At 66.4% G+C, this 24,436-nt stretch carries 23 protein-coding genes and 1 pseudogene; 13 read left to right on the forward strand and 11 right to left on the reverse strand.

Annotated elements, in window-relative coordinates:
* Nucleotides 1–56 precede the first annotated feature (56 nt).
* Together ACO06P_RS06540 and ACO06P_RS06545 are read right to left on the reverse strand one after the other, a co-directional pair.
* Complete coding sequence (locus ACO06P_RS06540) at nt 57–836, reverse strand: MerR family transcriptional regulator (RefSeq protein WP_420349201.1); 780 nt, start codon at nt 834–836, stop codon at nt 57–59.
* Between the two features lie 108 nt (nt 837–944).
* Entirely contained in the window at nt 945–3,128 is a 2,184-nt protein-coding gene (locus ACO06P_RS06545) for a S9 family peptidase (protein ID WP_420349202.1), read from the reverse strand.
* 248 nt (nt 3,129–3,376) lie between these two features.
* Here ACO06P_RS06545 and ACO06P_RS06550 point away from each other — a divergent pair, with 248 nt between their 5' ends.
* The 9 genes from ACO06P_RS06550 to ccoS all read left to right on the forward strand — a co-directional run bounded on the left by ACO06P_RS06550 (nt 3,377) and on the right by ccoS (nt 11,513).
* Nucleotides 3,377–3,520, forward strand: a complete 144-nt coding sequence (locus ACO06P_RS06550; RefSeq protein ID WP_420349203.1) for a hypothetical protein — start codon at nt 3,377–3,379, stop codon at nt 3,518–3,520.
* 167 nt (nt 3,521–3,687) lie between these two features.
* Complete coding sequence (ccoN, locus tag ACO06P_RS06555; RefSeq protein WP_420349706.1) at nt 3,688–5,181, forward strand: cytochrome-c oxidase, cbb3-type subunit I; 1,494 nt, start codon at nt 3,688–3,690, stop codon at nt 5,179–5,181.
* Nucleotides 5,182–5,191: 10 nt separating this feature from the next.
* On the forward strand, nt 5,192–5,917 hold the full coding sequence (ccoO, locus tag ACO06P_RS06560) for a cytochrome-c oxidase, cbb3-type subunit II (protein WP_420349204.1): 726 nt from the start codon (nt 5,192–5,194) through the stop codon (nt 5,915–5,917).
* Nucleotides 5,918–5,928: 11 nt separating this feature from the next.
* The gene (locus tag ACO06P_RS06565) at nt 5,929–6,090 is read left to right on the forward strand and encodes a cbb3-type cytochrome c oxidase subunit 3 (protein ID WP_420349205.1); all 162 of its coding nucleotides are present in this window, start codon (nt 5,929–5,931) and stop codon (nt 6,088–6,090) included.
* Between the two features lie 2 nt (nt 6,091–6,092).
* Entirely contained in the window at nt 6,093–6,962 is an 870-nt protein-coding gene (ccoP, locus tag ACO06P_RS06570) for a cytochrome-c oxidase, cbb3-type subunit III (protein ID WP_420349206.1), read from the forward strand.
* A gap of 38 nt (nt 6,963–7,000) precedes the next feature.
* Nucleotides 7,001–8,503 (forward strand): cytochrome c oxidase accessory protein CcoG, encoded by a 1,503-nt coding sequence (gene ccoG, locus ACO06P_RS06575; RefSeq protein ID WP_420349207.1) that lies wholly within the window; start codon nt 7,001–7,003, stop codon nt 8,501–8,503.
* Nucleotides 8,504–8,512: 9 nt separating this feature from the next.
* Nucleotides 8,513–9,034 carry a FixH family protein gene (locus ACO06P_RS06580; protein WP_420349208.1) on the forward strand — a complete coding sequence of 174 codons (522 nt, stop codon included), beginning with the start codon at nt 8,513–8,515 and terminating at the stop codon, nt 9,032–9,034.
* Nucleotides 9,022–11,331, forward strand: coding sequence for a heavy metal translocating P-type ATPase (locus ACO06P_RS06585; RefSeq protein ID WP_421935158.1), 2,310 nt, complete (start codon nt 9,022–9,024; stop codon nt 11,329–11,331). Before ACO06P_RS06580 ends, ACO06P_RS06585 begins: the two co-directional genes overlap by 13 nt.
* A complete protein-coding gene (ccoS, locus tag ACO06P_RS06590) occupies nt 11,328–11,513 on the forward strand; it encodes a cbb3-type cytochrome oxidase assembly protein CcoS (RefSeq protein ID WP_420349210.1) in 186 nt (61 codons plus the stop codon). Before ACO06P_RS06585 ends, ccoS begins: the two co-directional genes overlap by 4 nt.
* Before the next feature lie 114 nt (nt 11,514–11,627).
* Here the strand turns inward: ccoS and ACO06P_RS06595 are convergent, their stop codons facing one another.
* From ACO06P_RS06595 to cobA, 7 genes are all read right to left on the reverse strand, one after another.
* Entirely contained in the window at nt 11,628–12,407 is a 780-nt protein-coding gene (locus ACO06P_RS06595; RefSeq protein WP_420349211.1) for a DUF2189 domain-containing protein, read from the reverse strand.
* Between the two features lie 174 nt (nt 12,408–12,581).
* Nucleotides 12,582–13,058: an LEA type 2 family protein gene (locus ACO06P_RS06600; RefSeq protein WP_420349212.1), complete on the reverse strand. Its 477-nt coding sequence runs from the start codon at nt 13,056–13,058 to the stop codon at nt 12,582–12,584.
* 50 nt (nt 13,059–13,108) lie between these two features.
* Nucleotides 13,109–15,163, reverse strand: coding sequence for an AsmA family protein (locus tag ACO06P_RS06605; protein WP_420349213.1), 2,055 nt, complete (start codon nt 15,161–15,163; stop codon nt 13,109–13,111).
* Between the two features lie 47 nt (nt 15,164–15,210).
* Nucleotides 15,211–15,957, reverse strand: a complete 747-nt coding sequence (locus ACO06P_RS06610; protein ID WP_420349214.1) for a DUF4197 domain-containing protein — start codon at nt 15,955–15,957, stop codon at nt 15,211–15,213.
* 37 nt (nt 15,958–15,994) lie between these two features.
* Complete coding sequence (locus ACO06P_RS06615) at nt 15,995–16,828, reverse strand: mechanosensitive ion channel family protein (protein WP_420349215.1); 834 nt, start codon at nt 16,826–16,828, stop codon at nt 15,995–15,997.
* A 354-nt stretch (nt 16,829–17,182) separates the two neighbouring features.
* Nucleotides 17,183–18,613: a cobyrinate a,c-diamide synthase gene (locus ACO06P_RS06620; RefSeq protein WP_420349216.1), complete on the reverse strand. Its 1,431-nt coding sequence runs from the start codon at nt 18,611–18,613 to the stop codon at nt 17,183–17,185.
* Nucleotides 18,613–19,452 (reverse strand): uroporphyrinogen-III C-methyltransferase, encoded by an 840-nt coding sequence (cobA, locus tag ACO06P_RS06625; protein ID WP_420349707.1) that lies wholly within the window; start codon nt 19,450–19,452, stop codon nt 18,613–18,615. The genes ACO06P_RS06620 and cobA overlap by 1 nt, the downstream gene beginning before the upstream one ends.
* A 70-nt stretch (nt 19,453–19,522) precedes the next feature.
* On the opposite strand from cobA, the gene ACO06P_RS06630 reads away from it, so the two are divergent.
* The 4 genes from ACO06P_RS06630 to ACO06P_RS06645 all read left to right on the forward strand — a co-directional run bounded on the left by ACO06P_RS06630 (nt 19,523) and on the right by ACO06P_RS06645 (nt 22,604).
* Entirely contained in the window at nt 19,523–20,620 is a 1,098-nt protein-coding gene (locus ACO06P_RS06630; RefSeq protein ID WP_420349217.1) for a cobalt-precorrin-5B (C(1))-methyltransferase, read from the forward strand.
* 10 nt (nt 20,621–20,630) lie between these two features.
* Complete coding sequence (locus ACO06P_RS06635; RefSeq protein ID WP_420349218.1) at nt 20,631–21,416, forward strand: cobalt-precorrin-6A reductase; 786 nt, start codon at nt 20,631–20,633, stop codon at nt 21,414–21,416.
* A complete protein-coding gene (locus ACO06P_RS06640) occupies nt 21,403–22,125 on the forward strand; it encodes a haloacid dehalogenase type II (RefSeq protein WP_420349219.1) in 723 nt (240 codons plus the stop codon). The genes ACO06P_RS06635 and ACO06P_RS06640 overlap by 14 nt, the downstream gene beginning before the upstream one ends.
* A gap of 92 nt (nt 22,126–22,217) precedes the next feature.
* Nucleotides 22,218–22,604 carry a DMT family transporter gene (locus ACO06P_RS06645; protein WP_420349708.1) on the forward strand — a complete coding sequence of 129 codons (387 nt, stop codon included), beginning with the start codon at nt 22,218–22,220 and terminating at the stop codon, nt 22,602–22,604.
* Nucleotides 22,605–22,844: 240 nt separating this feature from the next.
* On the opposite strand, the pseudogene ACO06P_RS06650 reads toward ACO06P_RS06645, so the two are convergent.
* Both ACO06P_RS06650 and ACO06P_RS06655 read right to left on the reverse strand, forming a co-directional pair.
* Nucleotides 22,845–23,771, reverse strand: a pseudogene (locus ACO06P_RS06650) (MFS transporter); the annotation flags it as partial.
* A 59-nt stretch (nt 23,772–23,830) separates the two neighbouring features.
* Nucleotides 23,831–24,370 (reverse strand): GNAT family N-acetyltransferase, encoded by a 540-nt coding sequence (locus ACO06P_RS06655; protein ID WP_420349220.1) that lies wholly within the window; start codon nt 24,368–24,370, stop codon nt 23,831–23,833.
* Between the last annotated feature and the right edge of the window lie 66 nt (nt 24,371–24,436).

Raw genomic sequence — 24,436 nt, forward strand, 5'->3', positions numbered from 1 at the left:
AGGGGACGGGGCATGGCCCCGCCCCCTTGTATCGGGCTGCATGGTCCGGCCCTCCTTCAGCCTTCCGCCTCCTGGCGGGCCGCATAGGCCTTCATGGCCGCGCTCAGGTAAGCCGTGAAGCCTTCGGCCAGCGCTTCGTAGCGCTTCATGAAGTCCGGATGCGACTGGTAGAGCTCCGCCAGACTGGCATAGGCTTCCGGCGTGCAGGGACGGCCCCACATCGCGGCGATCCAGTCGCGATGGCGGGCCAGCAGCGGATCGAGGACCTGGGACTCGGGCGAAATTCCGTGTTCCAGCCTCTTCACGAGGTCCGCTTCGACGCCAGCCAGTTCCGCCATGGCGGCAGCCTTTTCCGGTTCCGGCTTTGCCTGGAAGCGCTTCCTGCTGACCGCAATGGTCTCGGCCATCTCGTCGCCGTAGTGCTCAGCCAACCACTTCTCATAGGCCCGTTGCCTTTCCGGCGGAAAGCCCAGGTAGAGCTCTTCTGCTTTCATGGCTCTATCTCCTTTCAACTTGGCGATCGTGCGGTCGACCGTCGTGATGAGTTGGCGATAGCGCTCCGCTGCCAGAACCAGCTTCTTCCTGTGCTCCTCAAGGGCGATCAGGTGGTCGAAGCCCGGCCGGTCGAGAAGTTCGGCAATCTCTGCAAGCGGCAGGCCGAATTCCTTGTAGAAGAGGATCTGCTGCAGCCGCAGCAACTCCGCCTCACCGTAATAGCGGTATCGGTTCTCGCCGATCAGCGCGGGCGTCAGAAGACCGATGTCGTGGTAGTGGTGCAGTGTCCTGACGGACACGCCCGCCAGCCTTGCCACCTCTTTCACCGTGTACTTCCGCATCGTCTGCACCTCCGCGAGAAGGTCAGATAGGCCCTCACGTAACGTGAGGGTCAAGGGCCGGATAGGGGTTCTTCGGACGCCGTGCCCGGCGCAGCCGCCGGAGTCGCCTCACCCACCCGCGGCGGCGGCGGTCTCGGTGATCCGTCCGCTGCCGGAGCCGCAGACCATCAGGGCAAAGGCGTAGGCCAGCGCAACCTCGTTGAGCTTGTCGAAGCGCCCGGCCGCGCCGGCATGACCAGCCGTCATGTTGGTCTTCAGGAACAGCGGGTTGCTGTCGGTCTTCAGGGCCCGCAGCCTGGCGACCCACTTGGCCGGCTCCCAATAGGTCACCCGGGGATCGGTCAGCCCGGCCGTCACCAGGATCGGCGGGTAGGCCTGCGCCTCCACGTTGTCATAGGGCGAATAGGCGGCGATGGTTGCATAGGCCTCCGCATCCTCGATGGGGTTGCCCCACTCCGGCCACTCGGGCGGCGTCAGGGGCAGGTCCTTGTCGCACATCGTGGTGAGCACGTCGACGAAGGGCACCTCGGCGATAACGCCACCGAAGAGATCCGGCGCCATGTTGACCGCCGCGCCCACCAGCAGCCCGCCGGCCGAGCCGCCGTGGGCGACAACGCGGCCCCTGCGGGTCAGTCCCCGCCCGATCAGCGCCTCGCCCGCGGCGATGAAGTCCAAGAAGGTGTTCGTCTTCTTTTCCAGCTTGCCGTCGAGATACCAGCCGTACCCCTTGTCGGTGCCGCCGCGCACATGGGCGATCGCATAGATGAAGCCGCGGTCAATGAGGCTAAAGCGGTTGGTGGAAAAGCCCGCGGGAATGGCATGGCCGTAGGACCCGTAGCCGTAAAGCAGCAAAGGGGCCGAGCCGTCGAGCGGAGTGGACCTGTGCCGGACGAGAGAGACCGGCACCTGCGCGCCGTCGTGGCTCTCTGCCAGAAAGCGCTCGCTCACGTAGTCGGAGGGGTCGTGTCCGCTGGGCACTTCCTGTTCCTTCAGGAGCAGGCGGCTGCGGTCCTCCATGTCGTAATCGTAGGTGCGTGCCGGCGTGGTCAGCGAGCTGTAGACAAAGCGCAGCGTCGCCGTGTCGTGGAGATAGCCGGGCAGCAGGCCCAGGGAATAGGCCTCCTCGTCGAAGGCAATGGTGTGTTCGGCGCCGTCGGCCATGGCGGTGACGATGGCCTGCGGCACGCCGTTCACCCGCTCGAGGCGCACGAAGTAGTCCTTGAAGCTCAGGAGACTGAGCACGAGGTGTCCGGGGCGGTGCGGCACCACGTCCTGCCAGGTCTCGCGTCCCGGCTCGTCGAGCGGCGCCTCCACGATCTTGAAATCGATGGCTCCGTCGGCGTTGGTGAGAATCAGGAAACGGCCGTCCTGATCGCTCACCGAATACTCCACCCCGGTATCCCGCGGGGCCAGCAGCCGCGCGTCCTCCTCCGGCCGGTCCGCCGGCACGACGCGCACTTCCGAAGTGGTGTGGTCGTGGGCGGAGATGATGATGAAGCGCCGGCTTTCGCTGACGCCCAGGCCGATGAAGAACCCCGGGTCGGGTTCGGCATAGACGAGCACGTCCTCGGCCGGGTCGCTCCCCAGGCGGTGGCGAAAGACCTTCGACGGCCGGTGCTCCGCATCCAGGGTTACGTAGAACAGCGTCCGGCCGTCATTCGCCCAGGCAATGGACCCCTGGGCGCCGCTGACGCTCTCCGTCAGCTGGGCACCGGTTTCAAGGTCCTTGAAGTTGATCACATACTGTTCCGAACCGTTCCGGTCCGTCGCAAAGGCGAGAAAACGGTGATCCGGGCTGTGCTCGCAGGACGCGACGCGAAAGAAGGACTCGCCCTCCGCCTCCCGGTTGCCGTCCAGCAGAACCTCTTCCAGATCGCCATCGGCAGCCTTGCGGCAGAACAGAGGATGCTGACCGCCGATTTCAAAGCGATGATAGTAGGCAAAGGCGCCGTCCGGGCTCGGCACAGAGCTGTCGTCTTCCTTCAGCCGTGCCTTCATCTCGTCGAACAGCGTCTTCTGCAGCGCTTCGGTCGAGGCCATCCCCTGTTCGGTGAAGGCGTTCTCTGCCTCCAGGTAGGCGCGGATTTCCGGTCCCAGGACGGCTGGATCGGTCATGACCTCGCGCCAGTTATCCGCCCGCAGCCAGGCGTAGGGGTCGTCGCGGACCACGCCGTGGAGGGTGATCTGCTTGGGATGCCTGGGGGCGACCGGCGCGTCGACCCGAGCGTCAACTGGCCGTCCTTGCTTGTCTTTGGGGGCTTGACTGTCTTCTGGGGGCACCTTGCCGTTCACTCCGTTGCTCTTCGTTAACCTGCGCTGTTCTGCCTCACCGGCAGGCGGACGGGCCCGCCCACGTTCAACCTGCTCTGCCAACCTCTTGTCTTCACTGGCTTTTGTCCAACCTGCCGCGCGGCCTTGTGACGCATGGCGCAAAGACCCGATGCAAGATTAGCATTCACTGAGGTCGCGGGCTTCTCCGAAGCCGACTGCAGCAAATGTGGCTTTGACCTGGATCAATGGCAAGCTCGGGAGAGGCTGTCATGAAAAACCTGAAAGGGTCGGTGCGCGCCGGCGCTGGAGGGGGGATTGCGACGTCGCTCAGGCGGCTGCGCCAAGAGTTTCTGATTACCTTCAGCAACGGTCGTCGCCAGACCGGAACACGTCACTACTGGGGCACTCCATGAACAGCGCGAGCGAGGTCAAGGCTACCTCACCTTTCACCTACGGCCTGGGCGTCGTCCTGGCCGCCGGCGGCCTGATGGGGCTATTCCTCGTCGCCAACGCCAGAGACGCGGCGATCGCTCTGCACGGCTATCTCTTCATCGCCTTCTGCACGCTTGGCGTCTTCTGGATGATCAAGCGCCACTATGACGGCGCCGATCCGATCGCGCGCGAAGAGGGCGGCGTCCTCTACAACGACGGCGTCGTGCGGGCCGGCTGCATCGCCTCCCTGTTCTGGGGTATCGTCGGGTTCCTCGCCGGGCTGGTGATCGCCCTGCAGTTGGCCTATCCCGCGCTCAACCTCGATCTGCCCTGGACGAACTTCGGGCGGCTGCGCCCCGTACACACCTCCGCCGTGATCTTCGCCTTCGGCGGCAACGTGCTGATCGCCACCTCCTTCCACGTCGTCCAGCGCACCTGCAAGGCGCGGCTGGCCGGGGAATGGGCGCCCTGGTTCGTGTTCTGGGGCTATCAGCTCTTCATCGTGATGGCGGCCAGCGGCTACGTGCTGGGTGTCACCCAGTCCAAGGAGTACGCGGAGCCCGAGTGGTACGTCGATCTCTGGCTGACCATCGTCTGGGTGGTCTACCTTCTGGTCTTCCTCGGCACCCTGATGAAGCGGCGCGAGCCCCACATCTATGTCGCCAACTGGTTCTATCTCGCCTTCATCGTCACCATCGCGATGCTGCACATCGTCAACAACCTGGCACTGCCGGTCTCCCTGACCGGCGCCAAGAGCTATCAGCTTTTCGCCGGGGTGCAGGACGCGCTGACCCAGTGGTGGTACGGCCACAACGCCGTGGGCTTCTTCCTGACCGCCGGCTTCCTGGGCATCATGTACTACTTCGTGCCCAAGCAGGCGAACCGGCCGGTCTATTCCTACCGCCTGTCGATCGTGCACTTCTGGTCACTGATCTTCCTCTACATCTGGGCCGGCCCGCACCATCTGCACTACACCGCTCTGCCGGACTGGGCGCAGACCCTGGGCATGACCTTCTCGATCATGCTGTGGATGCCCTCCTGGGGCGGCATGATCAACGGCCTGATGACGCTGTCGGGCGCCTGGGACAAGTTGCGCACCGACCCGGTGCTGCGGATGCTCGCGGTTTCGGTCGCCTTCTACGGCATGAGCACCTTCGAGGGCCCGGTGATGTCCATCAAGGCGGTGAACTCGCTCAGCCACTACACCGACTGGACCGTCGGCCACGTGCACTCCGGTGCGCTCGGCTGGGTCGGCTTCGTCAGCTTCGGCGCGATCTACTACCTCGTGCCCAAGCTCTGGCATCGCACACGGCTCTATTCGGTCAACCTGGTAAGCCTCCACTTCTGGGTCGCGACCATCGGCATCGTACTCTACATCACAGCGATGTGGGTCTCCGGCATTCTGCAGGGCCTGATGTGGCGGGCTTACGACAGCCTCGGCTTCCTGGAGTTCTCCTTCGTCGAGACAGTGGAAGCGATGCATCCCTTCTATGTGATCCGCGCCTTGGGCGGCGCCCTCTACCTGCTGGGTGCTCTGATCATGGTCTACAACTGCTGGCGGACCATCCGCGGCGATCTGAAGGAGGAGAAGGTCGCCGGCCTTCCCGCCGCAGCGCCGCAGCCGGCCGCAGCCGCGCAGTAAGGAGGCAGTCATGGCATTCAAACACGCCGTCATCGAAAAGAACTCGATCCTCCTGCTGGTGCTGACCCTGCTGGTGGTTTCCGTCGGCGGCCTGGTCGAGATCGCGCCGCTGTTCTATCTCGAAAGCACCATCGAGAAGGTGAAGGGCATGCGGCCCTACAGCCCGCTCGAGCTGGTCGGCCGCAACATCTACATCCGCGAAGGCTGCTACAACTGCCACAGCCAGATGATACGTCCGCTGCGCGACGAGCAGGAGCGCTACGGCCACTATTCCCTGGCGGCCGAGAGTATGTACGACCACCCCTTTCAGTGGGGCTCCAAGCGCACCGGGCCCGACCTGGCGCGGGTCGGCGGGCGCTACTCCGACGACTGGCATGTCGCGCATATGAACGATCCGCGCTCCGTGGTGCCGGAATCGATCATGCCCGGCTATCCCTTCCTGGCGGAGACCACGCTGGACGTGAGGTTCATCGCCGATCACCTGCGCGCCAACCGCGGCGTCGGGGTGCCTTACAGCGACGAGATGATCGAGGCGGCGGAAGCAGACCTGCTGGCCCAGGTCACCCCGGACACGGACGCAGCCGACGCACTGCTGGCGCGCTATCCCGGCGCCAAGGTGGCCAACTTCGACGGCAATCCCGAACTCACCGAGCTGGATGCGATGATCGCCTATCTGCAGATGCTGGGCACGCTGGTCGACTTCGAGGCCTACGAGCCCGAAGCGAACTACCGCTAGGAGGCTGAGCGATGACACCGGACTCAACCTACGAAAAAGTCGCGGAGTTCGCCGCCACCTACGGCCTGCTCTATCTCATGGTGCTGTTCGCGGGCGTGCTGGTTTACGCCTTCTGGCCCAAGAACAAGAAGAAATTCGATGAAGCGGCGCGCCGCCCGCTTGAGGAGGACTGATCGTGGCCGACAACAAAGAAGTCGATCAGATTTCCGGGGTCGAGACCACCGGACACGAGTGGGACGGGATCAAGGAACTGAACAATCCCCTGCCCCGCTGGTGGCTCTGGACCTTTTACGCGACATGCCTCTGGGCCTTTGCCTATTGGATCGTGATGCCGGCCTGGCCGCTGATCAGCAGCCACACCACCGGCGTACTGGGCTATTCGTCGCGCGAGCAGCTGGCCAAGACCGTGGCCTCGGCACGCGAAGCGCAGAGCGTCTACCTGAACCGCATCGAGACCGCCTCCCTGGAGGAGATCGTCGCCGACAGCGAGCTTCTCGAGTTCGCCCTGGCCGGCGGCGGGTCGGCCTTTGCCGTCAACTGCTCGCAGTGCCACGGGCGCGGTGCGGCCGGCTTCGTCGGCTATCCGAATCTCAATGACGACGACTGGATCTGGGGCGGCAGCCTGGAGGCAATCAGCCATGCCATCCACTTCGGCATCCGGTCGGATCATGAAGAGACCCGCTTCAACGAGATGCCGGCCTACGGACGGGACGAGCTTCTCAGCCGTGAAGAGATCAACGATGTCGCCGAGTATGTCCTCTCCCTCTCCGGAACCGAGGAAGACGCCGAGGCGGCGGCAAGGGGCGAAGTCACCTTCGCCGAGCAGTGCAGTGCCTGCCACATGGAAAACGGCGAAGGCAACTATGAACTGGGGGCGCCGAACCTGTCTGATGCCATCTGGCTCTACGGCGGCGGCAAGAGCGCTGTGGTGGAATCCATCTATTACAGCCGTGCCGGCATGATGCCGGCCTGGACCGGTCGTCTCGACGAGGCGACCATCAAACAACTGGCAGTCTACGTTCACTCCCTCGGGGGCGGCGAGTGACGTGGTGACCAAGGAAAGCCTTGGTATGAGGAGAGATCATGGTCGAACAGGCGGTCGTGGAGCACACCACCGCGGGAGTGACGGCAGACCGACAGGGGGGCGTAGAACGCTCCGACGCTGAACCGGTCAACAAAAAGGAGAAGCGCTCCCTTTACCAGAAACGGATAAAGATCTATCCGAAGCTGGCAAAGGGTGCCTTCCGGCGGTGGAAATGGGTCATCATGGCGGTGACCCTCGGGATCTACTATCTGACACCCTGGATCCGCTGGGACCGCGGCCCCAACGCGCCTGACCAGGCGGTTCTGATCGACTTCCCGGCCCGGCGGTTCTACTTCTTCTTCATCGAGATCTGGCCGCAAGAGGTCTACTACATCACCGGCCTGCTGATCCTGGCGGCCATCGGTCTGTTCCTGATCACCAGCCTGGCCGGGCGCGTGTGGTGCGGTTACACCTGTCCGCAGACGGTCTGGACAGATCTCTTCATCGCCGTGGAACACGCGATCCAGGGCGACCGGGCGGCACGCATCCGCCTCGACAAGGCGCCCTGGGGCGTCGAAAAGGTGCTGCGCAAGGTGGGCACCCAGGTGGCCTGGGTGGTCATCGCCGTCTGTACCGGCGGCGCCTGGGTGTTCTACTTCGCCGATGCGCCGACGCTGGCCGCCGATCTCCTCGCCTTCCAGGCCGCGCCGGTGGCCTACATCACCATCGGTGTCCTCACCTTCACCACCTACCTTCTGGGCGGCTTCGCGCGCGAGCAGGTCTGCACCTACATGTGCCCCTGGCCGCGCATCCAGGGCGGTCTGCTGGATGAAGAGTCGCTGGTCATCACCTACAACGAGGATCGCGGCGAGCCGCGCGGCGCCCGCAAGAAAGGCGACCACCCTTCGGCGCTGGGCGACTGTGTCGCCTGCAACCAGTGTGTCGCGGTCTGTCCCATGGGCATCGATATCCGCGACGGCCAGCAGCTGGAATGCATCACCTGCGGGCTCTGCATCGACGCTTGCAATTCGGTCATGGACAAGGTGGGCCTGCCGCGCAACCTGATCGAGTACAGCACGCTGGCCAATGTCGAGCGGGTCCGGGCCGGCGAGAAGCCGCGCCTTAGGCTGATCCGGCCGCGCACCGTCGTCTACTCCGGCCTGATCGCCGTGGTGGGGGCGATCATGCTGGTCAGCCTGGTGACGCGCGCCGACCTGGACCTCAACATCCTGCGCGACCGCAACCCCCTCTTCGTCGCGCTTTCCGATGGGTCGATCCGCAACGGCTATACGGTTAAGATCATCAACAAGCAGCATCAGGAGCGGGTTTTCAGCCTGGAGCTGACAGGCCTGCCCGGGGCCGAGTTGACGGTCGTCGGCGCCGGCGCCGACCCCGAGGCCCTGGCGGTCGGACCGGACAGCCTGGCCAGCTTCCGGGTCTTCGCCACCGCCCCGCGCGACAGCGTCGCCGGTGGCGCCGTCGACGTCAGCTTCCGCATTGTCGAGCGAAGCGGCGGCGGGGCGGCCGTAAACGACAGCGTCTTCCGTGGACCCGACGACTAGGAGCAGCCGATGAGCAACAGCACGGGCATGGAGAGCGAAACCATGCAGATACGCGGCAAACACGTCTTGGCGGGAATGCTCGGTTTCTTCGGGGTGATCATCGCCGTCAACATGGTCTTCGTTTATCTGGCTCTGGATACCTTTACCGGCGTCACGACCGACAGCGCCTATCGGGACGGCCTGAACTACAACGAGACCCTGGCCGACCGCGACACGCAACGCAGTTTGGGCTGGCAGGCCGCCGTCGCGTTGACCGACCGCGGGGTCGACGGCGAGGAGTTGACCGTGACCCTCCGCGACCGCGATGGGACCGCAGTGACCGGACTTACGGTGACCGGAGTCCTGAAACGCCCGACCCATGACGGATACGACCAGCCGGTGACCCTCGCCGAGGCGGCGCCGGGAGAATACGTCACCGATCTTGCTCTTCCCCTGCGCGGCAATTGGGACCTCACCCTGCTCGCCGAAGGGGGCCGGGCAACGGACGAAGGCACCGCCTTTGAGATGAAAACGCGCCTATGGTTGAAATAGCCCCTGATCTTCCGCGCGCGAAGGCCGCAAGCGAAGCGGCGGGGGCCGCGGCGGTTGCCGCCGGCTGCTGCCCCGGCGGCGCCGTGGTCGAACTGGCGCAGACGGATGAGCATGCTCTTACCTCCGCCGACTTCGCCGGCCAGCTGCGCCGCAACGACGACGGCAGCGAGGCGCTGACCCTGGTGGTGCAGAACCTGCACTGCCCGAGCTGCATCCGCAGCATCGAGTCGGCGGTGGACGGCCGGCCCGGCCTGATCCGGGCAAGGGTCAACCTCAGCACCCGGCGCCTCGAACTGCAGTGGGACCCCGAGGAGACCGGGGCCGAACCCCTGTTGGCGGCGGTCGCGGCGCGGGGCTACCGCCTGGTGCCGCTGGACCCCGAGCAGCTGCAGAGCGCCTCGGCGGCGGAAGAAAAGGAACTGCTCTGGGCCATGGCGGTGGCAGGCTTCGCCGCCAGCAACGTCATGCTGCTGTCGGTTTCCGTCTGGTCGGGCCTGGTGACCGACATGGGGCCGGCGACCAGAACCCTGATGCACTGGGTTTCGGCGATGATCGCCCTGCCCGCCGTTGCCTATGCCGGACGGCCCTTTTTCCGTTCGGCCCTGACGGTCCTGCGCAGCGGCCACACCAACATGGACGTGCCGATCTCCCTCGCGGTCATCCTCGCGGCGGGCATGAGCCTGTCGGAGACCCTGCGCGGCGGCGACCTGGTTTACTTCGATGCGTCCGTCATGCTGCTGTTTTTCCTGTTGATCGGGCGTTTCCTCGACCTGCGGCTTCGCGGCCGGGCCCGCTCGGCAGCCGAGAACCTGACGGCGCTGAAGGCAACGGCGGCAACCGTGGTTGCCGCCGACGGCAGCCTGCAGAGCCTCCCCATCAACCGGCTGAAACCCGGCATGACCGTCGCCGTGGCGGCCGGGGAGCGCATTCCCATGGACGGCGAGGTGCTCTCAGGCCGCTCGGAGGTCGATGCTTCTCTCCTGACCGGCGAAAGCCTGCCGCAGCCTGTGCGCGAGGGCGCCGCGGTCTATGCCGGCACCGTGAACGGTGGCGGCGCGCTGCGCATCGCGGTGACCGCCCTGCCCGACGAAAGCCTGCTGTCGGAGATCGTGCGGCTGATGGAGTCCGCCGAGCAGGGCCGCGACCGCTACGTGCGCCTCGCAGACCGGGTGGCCCGTCTCTACGCCCCCGTCGTCCACCTGCTGGCCGCCGCAACCTTCGGCGGCTGGCTCGCGCTCTCCAGCCTGCCCTGGCAGGACAGCCTCATGATCGCCATCGCCGTGCTGATCATCACCTGCCCCTGCGCCCTGGGGCTGGCAGTGCCGGCGGTGCAGGTCGCCGCCGTCGGGCGCCTGATGAAGCAGGGTATCCTGGTGAAATCCGCCGACGCGCTGGAGCGTCTGGCCCAGGTGGACACCGTTGTCTTCGACAAGACCGGCACACTGACCCGGGGCTGCCCTTCGCTGCAGAACGCCGCCGACATCGATCCGACCCTGCTGGGCCTGGCTGCCGACATCGCCCGCCACAGCCGCCACCCGCTGGCCCGCGCCTTGAGCCGGGCGGCGGCGGGCAGCGGAAGGGACCTGACCGTCCAGGAACATGCCGGCGACGGGCTCTCGACCGAGGTCGACGGCAAGACGATCCGACTCGGTCGGCGCGGCTGGTGTGGGGCCGACGACGGTTCGGCCGACGCGGCCATGGAGCTTTGGTTGAGCGGCGGCGATTTCGCCCCTCAGCGGTTCACCTTCAATGACGCCCCCAGGGCCGACGCGGCCGAGGTGATCGCTGCCCTGAAGGCACGAGGGATTGCCGTGGAACTGCTGTCAGGCGACCGCAGCGGCGTAGTGGCCCAGCTTGCCGAAGATCTGGGAATCGATGTCTGGCGCGGCGATTGCCGCCCCGCCGAAAAAATCGCGCGGCTCGAGAACCTGAAAGCGGAAGGCCGCCGCACGGCGATGATCGGCGACGGCCTGAACGACGCCCCGGCCCTCGCCACGGCCTTTGCCTCCCTCTCCCCGGCTGAGGCTGCCGATGTCAGCCAGATCGCCGCCGACATCGTTTTTCAGGGCGAGCGCCTGGCGCCGGTGGTGGAGGCCATCGGCACCTCCCGCCGCGCCCGCCGGCTGGTGTTCCAGAACTTTGGCCTGGCCATGCTTTACAACCTGATCGCCGTACCCATTGCGGTGGCCGGATTCGTGACTCCGTTGATCGCCGCGGCGGCCATGTCGGGCTCGTCGATCATCGTCACCGCGAACGCCATGCGCCTGAACCTGAAGAACCGGAACGCCGACGCATGAGCGCGCTGATCTATCTGATCCCCGCGGCGCTGCTGCTGGGCCTGCTGGGCCTGGTGGCCTTCCTCTGGGCATTGAAGAGCGGCCAGTTCGAGGATCTGGACGGCGCCGCGCACCGCGTCCTGCTCGACGACGAGGAGGATGACGCCGAACCCGGCGAAGCGGAGCGGCGCGACCGCCGCTAAGACACGGCGGTCCTACAGCCCCCCTATGCTCTTGCTAACCCGGACCCTCCCTCTCCCCAGCGGGGAGAGGGCCGGGGTGAGCGGGAAAGCGACTTCTCCAAGGCTGCCGTCCGCTCAGCGGCCGATGGTGTCGCGGTAGGCGTGCCAGGTGGCGTGGCCGACGAGCGGGAAGGTGATGATCAGACCGAGGTAGAGCGTCACCAGCCCCCCGGCGGTCAGAAGAGCGACCAGCCAGGCCCAGAGCAGCATCGGCTTGGGATTGCGCAGCACCGACTGGATCGAGGTGATGACCGCGGTCATGAAGTCGATGTCCCGCTCCATCAGCAGCGGTACGGAGACCACGCTGATGGCAAAGACCAGGGTGGCCAGCAGGGCGCCCGCCGCCGAGCCGACGATCAGCAAGGAGAGACCATTGGGCGTGAACAGCAGGGTCGGCACGATTTCCGCCATCGGCGGCACCTCGGTGGTGCCGAGAAAGAGCGCGAAGAGCAGCGTGGCCAGGCGGATCCAGACCAGCAGCACGATCATCAGGGTGACGCCCAGGAAGGCCAGGCGCATGGGCGAGCGGGTGGCGACGAAGAGCGCAGCGCCGAGAGAGATCGGCGCGCCTGTCTCCAGCCGCCGGCTGGTCTCGTAAAGGCCGACCGCCAGCATCGGCCCCACCAGCATGAAGCCGGCCACCAGCGGAAACAGCAGATAGGCCAGATCGGCCAGCAGAACACCGGCGGTGATTGCAAAGGACACCAGTGTGAAGATTGCGCCGTAAGCCAGACTGACGCCCGGCGCCTGCCACATATCCTGCCAGCCGGCGGAAAGCCAGGACCAGGGGCGCTCCAGCTCCAGCCGGCGGATTGGCGGGAAACCGCTGGCGGGCGGGCTGTGGGTTACCGTCATGCTGTGTCCTCCCAACTGCCTGTCAGATTCCGTCTTTTCTGCTTCTGCTGTTATCCGCCCCCAGCGCCGACGAAGGCGTGAGGAACGCTTGCTGGGAAGAATAGCCGCAAGGGCGGCGGGGCGGAAGGGGCTGTCGCTTGCGCGACCGGCAGGCGCCGAACGGCGTTCCCCCGCCTACTGCGGGGGCCACCCGGCCTTGATCTGCTGCTCCCGCAGCAGCCGGAAAGTGCCCATCGACTCATAAGGCGCGCGTCGCCGGGCGAGGCTGTCCAGATAGGCGACGCCCTGCACCCGGTAGGTCAGATCGCCGCGCTCGGCCAGAAGCATCATCTGCTGCACGAGATCGACAAGCGTGGTCGAAGCGGTCACGGAGAGAACCGCCTCGCCCAGGCGCGGCACGGTCACGGCCTCGTTGGAAAAGCCGCTCGCGAAGTCCGCCCCGTTAACGTCGAGATCGAAGGTGATGCCGTCCAGCGGCAGGGCGAAGTCGTTGGGATTGCCGATCCTCAGGTCGATCTGAAAGCGCTGCTCGAAAACCGAACTGTCGAGCAGCCGCAGATCACTGATGAAAACCTGCGGCGGGATCGGTTGCGTCGAGGTACAGGCCGCAGACATCAACAGCAGCAAAGGGGGCGCGACGAAACGCGCCACCCTTGACCACCACCTTGCCTGGACTCTCGGCTTTGTCATGGCTCCGCAGATCAGTTGCCGAAGAGGCCCCGTTTGAGATCGAGCGGCGAGTCCGACTCGCCCTCCCCACCGCTGCCCGGGGCCAGCTTGTCGAGCAGCCCCCGGGCGCCACCCTCCGTGGCGTCCTTCAGGTCACCCGCCTCCGGCACATTCTCGAGCAGCGCGCCCGGGTCCGTGATCTGATCCGTGAGCGCACCGGCGAGATCCGGCTGATAGGAAATGTCGTGCCAGGGACCGGTCACCTTGATCGGCACCGCAATGCCGGCAAGATCCGACTGGCCACCCTGCCCTTCGAGCGATCCCACCAGCTTCGGCTTCACCTCGTAATCGACCGTGCGCGGCGGCAGCGGAATGGTGCCGGCGCCGGTCATCCGCACCAGGGGCGCGACCAGGGAGAGGTCCTGATTCGAGACGATCCCCTTGTCGATCTGGAAGGTGCCGGAAAGCTCGGCGAAGTCGGTCTGCTCCGCGGCGTCAAAGGACTGATCGATGGCCGCCACCGAGATGTTGCGCATCATCGCAGCCAGATTAATGCCCTTCACAGCCCCATCGCGGAACACCACGGCGCCGTCCCCCTGCAGGCTCGACACCAGTTCGCGCTGCGAAGCACCGGCCGCGGTGACCGAAAGCTTGGTTTCCGTGGTGCCGAGGATGCGGTCGAAATCGGCCAGATCGTTCAGGAACGGGCCGGCCTGGAAGTTCGCCAGGTCGAAGTCCGCGGCGACTGCGGGCTGGCCGCTCGAGCCGTCGACCACGATCGTGCCCTTGCCGCTGCCCTCATAGAGCTGCATCTCCGCCAGCTCGGCCGTCAGCTTGCCGTCCTGCAGCAGCACGGTCAGGCTGCTCTGGCCGATCTTCACTTCGCGGAACTGGATACCGCCGGCATTGAAGGCCAGATCGGCGTCGAGAAGGCCGAGGGCCGAAACGTCGATCGGCTCGTCGCTCCAGTCGCCGGCATCCTGCGTGCCACCGCCGGACGCGCCGGCCGTCGCACCCGCATCACCACCCTCGCCTGCCGGCGCCTCCGGCGGCAGATAGGGGTTGACGTTCAGCTGCTCGACGTTGAGCTCCGCCTTGATCACCGGCTTTGCGCCGCGCGCATCGACGGAGAACAGCCCGTCGCCGGCGATCTCGTCAATGGAGAGCTTGGCCTCGGTGAGGGCGACCTTGGCGCCGGTCATTTCCAGCATGCCCTCAAGGTTGAAGGGGCCGAGCCCTTCGCCCGGGAAGTCCAGTGGATTGCCGGCCCAGGCCGCCAGATTGCGGATCGACGGCACCGCAAGGTTCAGTTGACCCTGCAGTCCCAGTTCCTCGGCATTGCGCGCCGCACCGTCGAAGGAGAACGTCACCGGTGCCGCCTCGATCGTCATGGCCAGATTGCTCGCTTCGCCGGCCATCAGGTCGCGCGGACTCTCGGCACCGACCGTAAGGGCAACCGTCTCGCCGTTCCAGACGGCAGAGCCCTCTGCCGCGAAGGGCGAGGCCAGACTGGGCAGTGAGAGTTCCATGTTCATCTCGCTGACCGTTTCCTGCCGGCCGCTCTGCTGATCGCTGTAATTCAGCGTGCCGTCGACCAAACGCACCTCGCCCAGGCGGACGTCACTGACCGCACTGCCACCGCCGCCTCCGGCAGCCTCGCCGCCGGAAGCCGAGGGTTCCGGGGGCGGAGCCGCCGCGCCGGTCGCAAGGTCCCAGTTCGCCTTGCCCTCGGCGTCGACCTCCAGGTTGATGACGGGACGCTCCAGAATAAAGCGGTCGACCGCAACCTCACCGCCGATCAGGGGCAGGATCTGAAGCGCGACATCCAGTCTCTCGATGGTCGCCATCTCCGGGGTGCTCGCACCCGGAGCGTTCGAGAAGCCGACATCCTCCACCGAGATCGCGATGGCGGGAAACAGCGACAGAGAGATCGGACCGTCAATCCGCAGATCGCGCCCTGTCGCCTGCTTGGCCTGGGCCTGGATTTCCGCCTTGTAGCTCTCCAGGGGCACCACCATCGGAACGATGACCACGACCGCGATCAGCAGCACGAGTATCACACCCAGGCCGATCAATAGCTTCTTCATGTCGCTCAAGACCTCCTAACCAGGCGCCGGGCCGATGCCGCGGCGCATTAACCCCCGAAAACCTTCTGCAAAATCTCTGTCGTGCGCTTTGCCGGATCGCTGCGGATGGCCGCCTCCTCGCGTGCGACGTAGGTGAAGAGACCCTCCAGCGCCTGCTCCAGCGCATAGTCCGTCAGGTTCGCCTTCGCATCCGGCATGAAGGGCAGCGTCTTGTATTCGCCCATCATCGTATCATAGGCCGCAACGGCGCCGACATCGGCCAACGACTGGTCGATGACCGGGCGCATCGCATCGCCCAGCGGCGTGGTCATCTTGTCCTGGAAATAGCGGGTTGCCGCATCATCGGGGCCGTTGAGAATCGCCTCGGCGTCCTCCAGCGTCATCGCGGAAATGGCATCCCAGAAGATCTGCTTGGCCTGCGGTGTCGCCTGCTCCGCCGCGCGGTTGAGCCGCAGTTCCAGATCGTCGGCTAGGTCCGACATGCCCACAGTCTGCAGCGCTTTCTGCACCCCCTGCAGCGACTCCGGCAAAGGGATATGAATATCGGGATCGGCGTTGAAGCCGTCGGTCTGCCCCAACTGACCGACGACTCGTTCCGTACCGACACGCAGGGCCTCGCGCAGGCCGTCGCTGATCTCGGCGGTGCTCAGACCAGATGCCGCTGCGCCGTCTTCGCTGCCGAGTAGATCTTTTGCCTTATCGAAGAGGCTGCCCTGAGCCAGCACCGGGCCGGCAGGCAGCACCATGGCGGCAGCCACAGCGGCGCAGAGCGCCGTCGCGGCCAACGCTCTCATACCGGAAGACCACCGGCTCCAGGGGCCGAGAGGCTTCTTATTCGGCTGCGGCTGCAACGGCGGTGTGAACCATCCGCTGCGGATAGGGAATTGAGATCTTTTCGGCATCCATCCGGTTCTTCAGATTCTTGGTCATATCGAACTTAAGCCCCCAGTAATCCGCCGCGTTGCACCAGAGTCTTACGGTGAAATTGACGGAACTGTCCCCCAGGTCGGTGACCGCGGCCATCGGCGCGGGATCGGCAAGTACCCGCGAGTCCTTTTTCGCTTCATCCAGGCAGGCGTTGAGCGCCCGGTCGATGTCGTCCTCGTAGGCGATGCCGAGGACCAGGTCGACCCTGCGGGTCGCGTGGAAGCTGTAGTTCTTGATGGCCGATCCCCAAAGCTGGGAGTTCGGAGCGATGATCTGAACATTGTCGGGAGTCGCCAGTTCGGTGACGAAGAGGGTGATGCTCTTCACGGTCCCGGCGAGACCGCCGCCTTCGATATAGTCGCCGATCTTGAACGGCCGGAACAACAGCAGCATGACGCCGGCGGCGACGTTGCTGAGGGTTCCTTGCAGCGCCAGGCCGATGGCTAGGCCGGCTGCGCCGAGAACGGCAATGAAGCTGGTCGTTTCAATGCCGAACTGGGCGAGAACGGCAATGACAGTGAAAATGACGACGGCGTAGTAGGCGAGGCTGGCGAAAAAAGCCCGCAGCGTCTCGTCGACCTTTTCGATCTTGCTGAGCGCCCTGTTGACGCCCGACTTGACCCAGCCGGCCACCATGAAGCCGATAATGAGAATAATGATGGCGCCGACCACGCTCAGCCCGTAGCTGGTCACCAGACCGACCACCATACCCCAAACGTTGGATACAGATTCTTCCATCTATCCGTCCCCCACTGTGCTTGCGCGATCCATGGCGGACTTCGCCATGGCCGCACTTGTCTTGGCTTCTGCTTTGCTTTGCGGCGATCCCGCGATACCGGCTTCAGGCCTCGAAGAATACGGACCGCGTTCCCAGCACAGTCCTTCAGACCCTTGCTATCCGCCGGTTCGCCGCTGACATTCGCCTTCTAGGTAATCTAATCAATTAGCAAAGTAAATCTGAATGGCTCGCGTAGAGCTTGATTCAATGAGCTCCATCGGCCAAGCCGCAAAGCCTGTCCGGACTAGAACGCCTTTCGCAGGACCAATCCAAAAACAATTCTGTGACGATTACAACCTTAGGGTTTGCCACCGTCAGCCGCTGACGGCCGCCGCCGGCTCCGGTTCACGATCGATCAGATGAAGGAAGGAGCCCATCACCCGGCCAACGCGCAGCCCGGTATGACCTTGCTCGTCGCCTGCCGCATCGGTGAAACGGAACAGCGCCTCTGCGGCCGCGCCCTGTGCCCCAGCCCCCTGTGCGCTCGCATAATGGAACTCGTGCGCTCTGTATCCGCTGCCGGCCGGTCCCAGCGGTCCATCCGCGAGCAGTTCCGCGCGGCGATACCCAAGGCGGCGCCGGGGTTCACGAAACGAGCTTTCGAGCGGCAGGAGCCCAAGCATGGGATGGCGGATGCCGTCCTTGTCCTCGAGGACCCGGCCGAGCACCATGTAACCACCGCATTCGCCGTAAACGATGCCGCCTCGCGCAACCAGCGCTTGCATCTCGGCCGCAAAGCCTCGGCTCGCCGCCAGTGCGGCGCCATGCAGTTCCGGATAGCCGCCGGGCAGATAGGCGGCGTCGGCCTGAGGCGAAGGCCCCTCTCCTGCGAGGGGCGAGAAGAACGAGATCTCGGCGCCTGCGGCACGCCAGCCTTCGAGCACAAGGGGATAGGTAAAGGAGAAGGCCAGATCCCTGGCGACGGCGATGTGCTGGCCCAGCGGTGCCAGCGGCGGCGCGGACCGGCGATGCCCCTCGGGTTCCCGGGCCGCGGCGTCGGCCGCCGTTCGGCGCGCTGGCCGCGGCAGGGCCTGGAGGACGCCTGCGTCCAGGGTCCCGCCCAGCGACCGGGCGGCATGGTCCAGAAAGCTGTCCAGGGCCGGGTCTTCGCCGGCCTGCACCAGCCCCAGGTGGCGCGACGGCCGGACCAGACGCTCATCGCGCTTCAGAACGGCGAGCACGGGCAGGCCGGCTTCGCGGCAGGCGGCGCGGAGCAGGGCTTCGTGTCTCGCCGAGGCGACGGCGTTCAGAACCACAGCGCCCAGCACCACCTCGGCCCGGTGCTCCGCGAAGCCGCGCAGGAGCGCCGCCAGCGACGCCCCCATGCCCCTGCAGTCCACCACAAGGACGACCGGCCAGCCCAGGAGCGCGGCCAGGGAGGCCGTGGAGCCGGCAGCCAATCCGCGCGCATCGGTCGCGGCGGCGCCATCGAAAAGCCCCATCACCCCTTCGCCGACGATGAGGTCGGCGTCCCGCCCCGCCAGCGCCAGGGTCGCCTCCAGCGTCTCGCTCCGCATGGCCCAGGCATCGAGGTTGAAGCAGGCCCGCCCGGACGCTGCGGCGTGAAATGCCGGGTCGATGTAATCCGGCCCCACCTTGATCGAGGAAACCCGGCGGCCCGCGTTGCGCAGGTGGCGCAGCAGCGCCAGGGTGACCGTGGTCTTGCCGCTGCCCGAGGCCGGTGCGGCGACCAGAAACCCGGCAGGCAGAGATCCGGCGGGCAGAGATCCAGCCGGGCCGGCCATCAGCCGGTCTCGCGGTGTGTACGAAAGTCGAGGGGGTCTGCGTCCAAAACACGGCCCGCGGCCGCGCCCTGCCAGTCGAGTCCGGCCCTGAGGCGCACCACCTCGCCGATCACCACGATGCAGGGTGGCTCGATTCCCGACTCCACGATGTCCTGGGCGCAGCGCCCCAAGGTGGTCTCGACGATGCGTTCCGCCGGCAGGGTCGCCTGGCTGACAACCGCCACGGGTTCCCCGGCCGCTCTGCCCTCGGCCATCAGGGCGCCGGCGATGGCCGCGATATGCTTGATGGCCATGTAGAGCACGATCACCGGCGAGCCCTTGGCGACCGCCGCCCAGTCGATACCGTCGGGCACGCTGCCGCCCACCCCATGACCGGTCAGAAAGGTCACGGCCGAGTTTGTGTCCCTGTGGGTGACGGGAATGCCCGCATAGGCCAGGCCGCCGATTCCCGCCGAAATGCCCGGAACGATCCGGAAGGGAATGCCGGCGGCCACCAGGGCCAAAGCCTCCTCCCCGCCCCGCCCGAAGACGAAGGGGTCGCCGCCTTTCAGCCTGAGGACCCGCCGCCCCTCCTGGGCCAGGCGGACCAGGCGCTGGGAGATATCGGCCTGCACCGGCGAGGGGCGTCCGCCGCGCTTGCCCGCATAGATGCGCTCGCAGTCCGGCCGCGCCATATCCAGCACGGCCTCCCCCACCAGCGCGTCGTAGACCAGGACGTCGGCCTGCTCCAGCGCGTTGACGGCATGCAGGGTCAGAAGGCCGGGATCGCCGGGGCCGGCCCCCACAAGCCAGACACTGCCGGGCTGAAAGACCGGAAGGTTGAGGGAGTCGCGTTTCATCGGCTGGAGTGTAGACCGCGACACCTTGCCAGCCTAGCCAACAAGATGCGCCGATTTGTAGAATAGCGACATGACCCGAAAACCCGAGGGAGAGCTGCGCCGCGGCTGGACCACCGGCGCCTGCGCCACGGCGGCAACCAAGGCCGCCTATACCGCGTTGCTCACCGGGCAGTTCCCCGATCCGGTCAGCATCACCCTGCCGAAGGGCGAGCGGCCCGCCTTCGCCCTGGCCCGGGAAAGTCTGGAGGGTGACCGGGCCAGCGCGGCCATCGTCAAGGACGCCGGCGACGACCCGGACGTCACGCACCTGGCGCTTGTCGGCGCCACCCTCCGGCGTTCGCCGGCCGGCCAGGGAATCGTCTTCAAAGCCGGGCCGGGGGTCGGCACCGTAACCAAACCCGGCCTGCCGCTCGCGGTGGGCGAGCCAGCAATCAACCCCGTGCCGCGCCAGATGATGACCGCCGTGGTCCGGGAGGTCGCGGCAGCGCACGGCGACGCCGGTGACGTCGAGATCGAAATCTCGGTCGACAACGGCGTGGCGCTGGCAGCGAAGACCTGGAACCCGCGCCTCGGCATCCTCGGCGGCCTCTCCATCCTCGGCACCACCGGCGTGGTGGTCCCGTTCTCCTGCTCCGCCTGGATCCACTCCATCCACCGCGGTATCGACGTCGCCCGCGCCAACGGCCTGCCCCATGCCGCGGCCTGCACCGGTTCGACATCGGAGGCCGCCGTGCAGAAGCTCTACGGTCTGCCGGAAATCGCCCTTCTGGACATGGGCGACTTTGCCGGCGGCCTGCTGAAGTACCTGCGCAGGCACCCTTTGCCACGGCTCACCATCGCCGGCGGCTTCGGCAAGCTCTGCAAGCTGGCGGCGGGACACCTGGATCTGCACTCCGGGCGCAGCCAGGTTGACTTCGACCTCCTGGCAGGACTCCTCGAAGACCTGGGCGCACCGCCGGAGATCATCGGGCAAACGCGGGAGGCCAACACCGCAAAGCAGGTGCTGGAGATCGCGGGCGCCGCCGGACTGCCGCTGGCCGACGCCGTCGCGGCAAAAGCACGGGCCACCGCTCTGGCAACGCTGGACACCGCGGAGACCGCCGTGGAGGTGCTGATCTTCGACCGCCAGGGACAAGAGGCCGGGCGGGCGCGCGGTTGGCCGTCGTGATCAAGCGGCCATGAGCGAACTGCGGCGCATTCTGCTGCTGGGCGGCACCGAAGACTCCCGCGCTCTGGCGGAAGGGCTGTCCAAGTTCGCGGGCGTCGAGGTGGTTTCCTCCCTTGCCGGGCGCACGGAACAGCCGCTGGCTCTGCCGGGCAGCTTGCGCATCGGCGGCTTCGGCGGGGTGGAGGCGTTGGCCCGCTACCTGGATGAGGAACACATCGACCTGCTGGTCGACGCGACCCACCCCTTCGCAGCCCGCATCTCCGAAAACGCAGAGGTAGCCTGCCGCCGCAGCAGGACGCCGCGCCTGGTGGTGCAGCGTCAAGCCTGGCAAGCGGTCGAAGGCGACCGTTGGATCAGAGTCCCCAGCGCAGAGGCGGCCGCACAGGCACTGCACGGATTGGCCAAAAGGGTGTTCGTCACCGTCGGCCGGCAGGAGCTTTCAGCCTTCGAAGCGCTCCGGGACATCTGGTTCCTGGTGCGCATGATCGATCCGCCGCGCCAGCCCCTGCCACTGGTCCAGTGTCACGTCGTGCTCGGGCGCGGCCCATTTGAGGAGTGCGGCGAGCGCGCCCTCGTCCAGGAGCACGGCATCGAGGCGCTGGTGACGAAGAACAGCGGCGGCGCGGCCACCTACGCCAAGGTCGCGGTGGCGCGGGACTGCGGCCTGCCCGTGGTCATGATCGACCGCCCCTTCGCCCCTCCGGGCGAAACGGTCGATTGCGTCGAAGATGCCCTGAACCGGATTGCGAAGATGTTCCACCTGGGAGAAAGGGGCCCGGCCCATGAAGCTCGGTGACTTCAAAGCCCTGACGTTCGACTGCTACGGCACCCTGATAGACTGGGAAAGCGGCATGATCGATGGCCTGAAGCCGCTTACCGACCGTCTGGACCCGGCGCCATCGCGCGATGCGGTGCTGGAGGCGCACGCACGACATGAGTCCGAACAACAGGCCTACACGCCGGCAAAGCCCTACAGCAGCCTGCTGCCGGTCGTCTATCGCCGCCTCGCAGAGGAATGGGGCCTTGCGGTTTCCTGGGACGAGTGCCGGGCCTATGGCCAGTCGGTGAAAGCCTGGCCCGCATTCGCTGACTCCGCGCAGGCGCTCGGCTACCTGAAACAGCACTTCAAGCTGGTCATCCTTTCCAATGTCGACAACGAGAGCTTTGCCGCCAGCAACGCCAAGCTGGGGGTGGCCTTCGATGCCGTCTACACCGCCGAGGACATCGGCTCCTACAAACCGGCGAAGCGCAACTTCGATTACATGCTCACCAAGATGGCCGCGCGCGGCATCGCGAAGCATGAGATTCTGCACACCGCGGAGAGCATGTTCCACGACCACGGACCGGCGAATCGCTCCGGCCTGAAGTCCTGCTGGATCTTCCGGCGCCACGAGCAGGAAGGCTTTGGTGCGACCATGCATCCCGGCGAAATGCCGCGGTACGACTTCCGCTTCAATTCACTCGCCGAGCTGGCAAGAGCGCACCAGAAAGAAACCGGGACCTAGACCCTGCCCATAGCGCGCAGAAGGAGAAAGCGGTGGCCACAACGTTTTGGATAGCTCTCATCATTGTCGCTCTCGGCGGTATCGCCCTGGCGGTGCAGGCGCCGATCAACGCCGCCCTGGGGCGCAGCGTCGACGACGGCGTCGCCGCTGCCATGATCTCCTTCGGTATCGGCTTCCTCTTGCTGTTGGCTGTCGTGAGCCTGCGCGGCAGCCTGCCCGGTCTGGCCGCCTTAAAGGCCGTGCCCTGGTGGTGCTGGACCGGCGGCGCCCTGGGTGCCTTCTACGTCTGGGCGGTTCTGTGGAGTGTCCCGCGCCTGGGCGTTGTGACCACCTTTGCGGTCCTCATCCTGGGTCAGCTCACGGCTGCGCTGATCCTGGATTCGGCCGGCGCTTTCGGCCTTCCGGTCAAGGAGATCACGGTGCAGAGAGTCGGCGCCGTCGCCCTTGTCAGCGCCGGTCTGGTACTGTCGCGGTTCTAAGGAGACCCCCTGGGTGGCGAACCGGCAGCGCCGGCCCCCCGGTCCCACCCCCTGCCCCGCCGCCCGGCCCGCCAGCACCTTCAATGCACAGGCGGAAACAAGAACCACGACGGAAAGCCCGGAACACATCGCCAGGAGCGCTTCAGCGCCCGAGCGCTCCAGGACGGCAGCGCAGGCCGCAGGCGCGATCGACGCCGCCAGGAAACCCGGTGTGCGGAGGATGCCGACCGAGGTGCCATAGACCTCCACGTCGAAGAGCCTGAGCGGCATGGTGCCGCCGGTGATGGTGATGACCCCGTTGGCGGCGCCGTAAAAAAGAGCGAAGGCGGCCGCTGCGGCCAGGGAGACACCGCTGGCAAGACCGACGGCGAAGCAGAGCGGCAGCACCAGCGCGGCGATCAGGTTGAGGTTGATAGGATCGATACGGCGCCCGAAGAGCACCTCCGCAAGGCGGCCCAGGGACTGGCCGATGCCGCGCAGTGACGACACCGCCACCGCAAGACCGGCGGCAAGACCGAAGTCCATCAGCAGACCGATCATGTGAGCCGTCATCGCCGCGCTGAGAAACGCCGCAAGCGTCACGACCAGCCCATAGAGCAGGGCCAGGTGCCGTTGCCGGACGGCGATCGCCGGCCCGGGGCGGCACGCGTCCTGCCGCGTCGGCCCGCCGTGCCGGACGCGGGACAGCGACAGATGAAGCGGAAGAGTGACGAGCGCCAGGGCGGCGTAGCAGACCAAGGCGCCGCGCCAGCCCAGGGTTTCGGCGAGGACATGCCCGGCGGGCCAGAAGCAGGAGGAGGCCAGCCCGCCCAACAGAGTCACCTGGGCTATGGGGCGCCGCGCCAGGACTCCGCCGATCCGCGCCAGGGTCGCGAAGGCGGCCTCATAGAGCGTTGCCCGCATGGCAAGACCGAGGCAGATCCAGGCCGCATAATAGCCGGCAAGGCTCCCGACGGTCGCGAGACCGAGACAGCCGGCAGCACAAAGCAGAGACCCCGCCGCCATGACCGGGCCGCCGCCGAAGCGGTCGATCAGCCAGCCGATGGGAAATGAGACCAGGCCCATGACGACAAGGGCGACGGACAGGCCGCTGTGGACCGCGGTGGGACTCCATCCCATCTCGGCGCCGATCCTGTCGCCGAAAACGCCGATGAGATAGAAAGACACCCCCCAGCAGATAAGCTGCGAGACGGCCAGAGAAACGACAGTGGAGCGCGGAACCAAGATCAGCGCCCGGGTGCAGCACCGTTCCCCGGCGGTCTTTCCCCGCCGTCACCCAGGCTGCGCTGCATGATGACCGTGTCGACCCAGTGCCCGTGTTTGAAGCCGACGCCCCGCAAGGTGCCGACCTCGCGGAAGCCCAGGGATGCGTGCAGCGCGATGGACCCGGCGTTGGCGCTGTTGCCGATCACCGCGACCATCTGCCGCCAAGACGCGGCCGCACAGCGTGCGATCAACGCCGACAGAAGAGCGCGGCCGATGCCGCATCCCTGAAATCCCTCCGCCACATAGACGGAGTTCTCCACCGTGTGCCGGTAGGCGGGGCGCGCGCGATACGCCGTCGCGTAACTGTAGCCGACAACGCGACCGCCGATCGCCGCCGTCAGATAGGGAAGGCCGAGGGCAAGCACGCGTTCGCGCCGCGCCAGAAGGTCGTTCGCCGTTGGCGGAACCTCCTCGAAACTGGCCAGACCCTGCAGCACCTCGCGGGCATAGATTCGCTCGACCGCGGGCATGTCGGACGGTCGCGCATCGCGGACGATCACGCTTTTGCTGCAGGCGCTGCAGGGCGGCCCGGATCGGACGACAGTCATTGGAACGGTCGCGGTCAT

It is taken from the genome of Pelagibius sp. (assembly GCF_965227505.1).
GTDB lineage: Bacteria > Pseudomonadota > Alphaproteobacteria > Kiloniellales > Kiloniellaceae > Pelagibius.

Excerpts from the sequence above, each read along its gene's own strand:
- ACO06P_RS06605 (WP_420349213.1), bottom strand. The coding sequence starts at position 15,163 with ATGAAGAAGCTATTGATCGGCCTGGGTGTGATACTCGTGCTGCTGATC.
- ACO06P_RS06620 (WP_420349216.1), bottom strand. The coding sequence starts at position 18,613 with ATGGCCGGCCCGGCTGGATCTCTGCCCGCCGGATCTCTGCCTGCCGGG.
- ACO06P_RS06585 (WP_421935158.1), top strand. The coding sequence starts at position 9,022 with ATGGTTGAAATAGCCCCTGATCTTCCGCGCGCGAAGGCCGCAAGCGAA.
- ACO06P_RS06565 (WP_420349205.1), top strand. The coding sequence starts at position 5,929 with ATGACACCGGACTCAACCTACGAAAAAGTCGCGGAGTTCGCCGCCACC.
- ACO06P_RS06580 (WP_420349208.1), top strand. The coding sequence starts at position 8,513 with ATGAGCAACAGCACGGGCATGGAGAGCGAAACCATGCAGATACGCGGC.
- ccoS (WP_420349210.1), top strand. The coding sequence starts at position 11,328 with ATGAGCGCGCTGATCTATCTGATCCCCGCGGCGCTGCTGCTGGGCCTG.
- cobA (WP_420349707.1), bottom strand. The coding sequence starts at position 19,452 with ATGAAACGCGACTCCCTCAACCTTCCGGTCTTTCAGCCCGGCAGTGTC.
- ACO06P_RS06640 (WP_420349219.1), top strand. The coding sequence starts at position 21,403 with ATGAAGCTCGGTGACTTCAAAGCCCTGACGTTCGACTGCTACGGCACC.
- ACO06P_RS06635 (WP_420349218.1), top strand. The coding sequence starts at position 20,631 with ATGAGCGAACTGCGGCGCATTCTGCTGCTGGGCGGCACCGAAGACTCC.
- ACO06P_RS06615 (WP_420349215.1), bottom strand. The coding sequence starts at position 16,828 with ATGGAAGAATCTGTATCCAACGTTTGGGGTATGGTGGTCGGTCTGGTG.
- ACO06P_RS06595 (WP_420349211.1), bottom strand. The coding sequence starts at position 12,407 with ATGACGGTAACCCACAGCCCGCCCGCCAGCGGTTTCCCGCCAATCCGC.
- ccoN (WP_420349706.1), top strand. The coding sequence starts at position 3,688 with ATGATCAAGCGCCACTATGACGGCGCCGATCCGATCGCGCGCGAAGAG.
- ACO06P_RS06550 (WP_420349203.1), top strand. The coding sequence starts at position 3,377 with ATGAAAAACCTGAAAGGGTCGGTGCGCGCCGGCGCTGGAGGGGGGATT.
- ACO06P_RS06540 (WP_420349201.1), bottom strand. The coding sequence starts at position 836 with ATGCGGAAGTACACGGTGAAAGAGGTGGCAAGGCTGGCGGGCGTGTCC.
- ACO06P_RS06630 (WP_420349217.1), top strand. The coding sequence starts at position 19,523 with ATGACCCGAAAACCCGAGGGAGAGCTGCGCCGCGGCTGGACCACCGGC.
- ccoO (WP_420349204.1), top strand. The coding sequence starts at position 5,192 with ATGGCATTCAAACACGCCGTCATCGAAAAGAACTCGATCCTCCTGCTG.
- ACO06P_RS06610 (WP_420349214.1), bottom strand. The coding sequence starts at position 15,957 with ATGAGAGCGTTGGCCGCGACGGCGCTCTGCGCCGCTGTGGCTGCCGCC.
- ccoG (WP_420349207.1), top strand. The coding sequence starts at position 7,001 with ATGGTCGAACAGGCGGTCGTGGAGCACACCACCGCGGGAGTGACGGCA.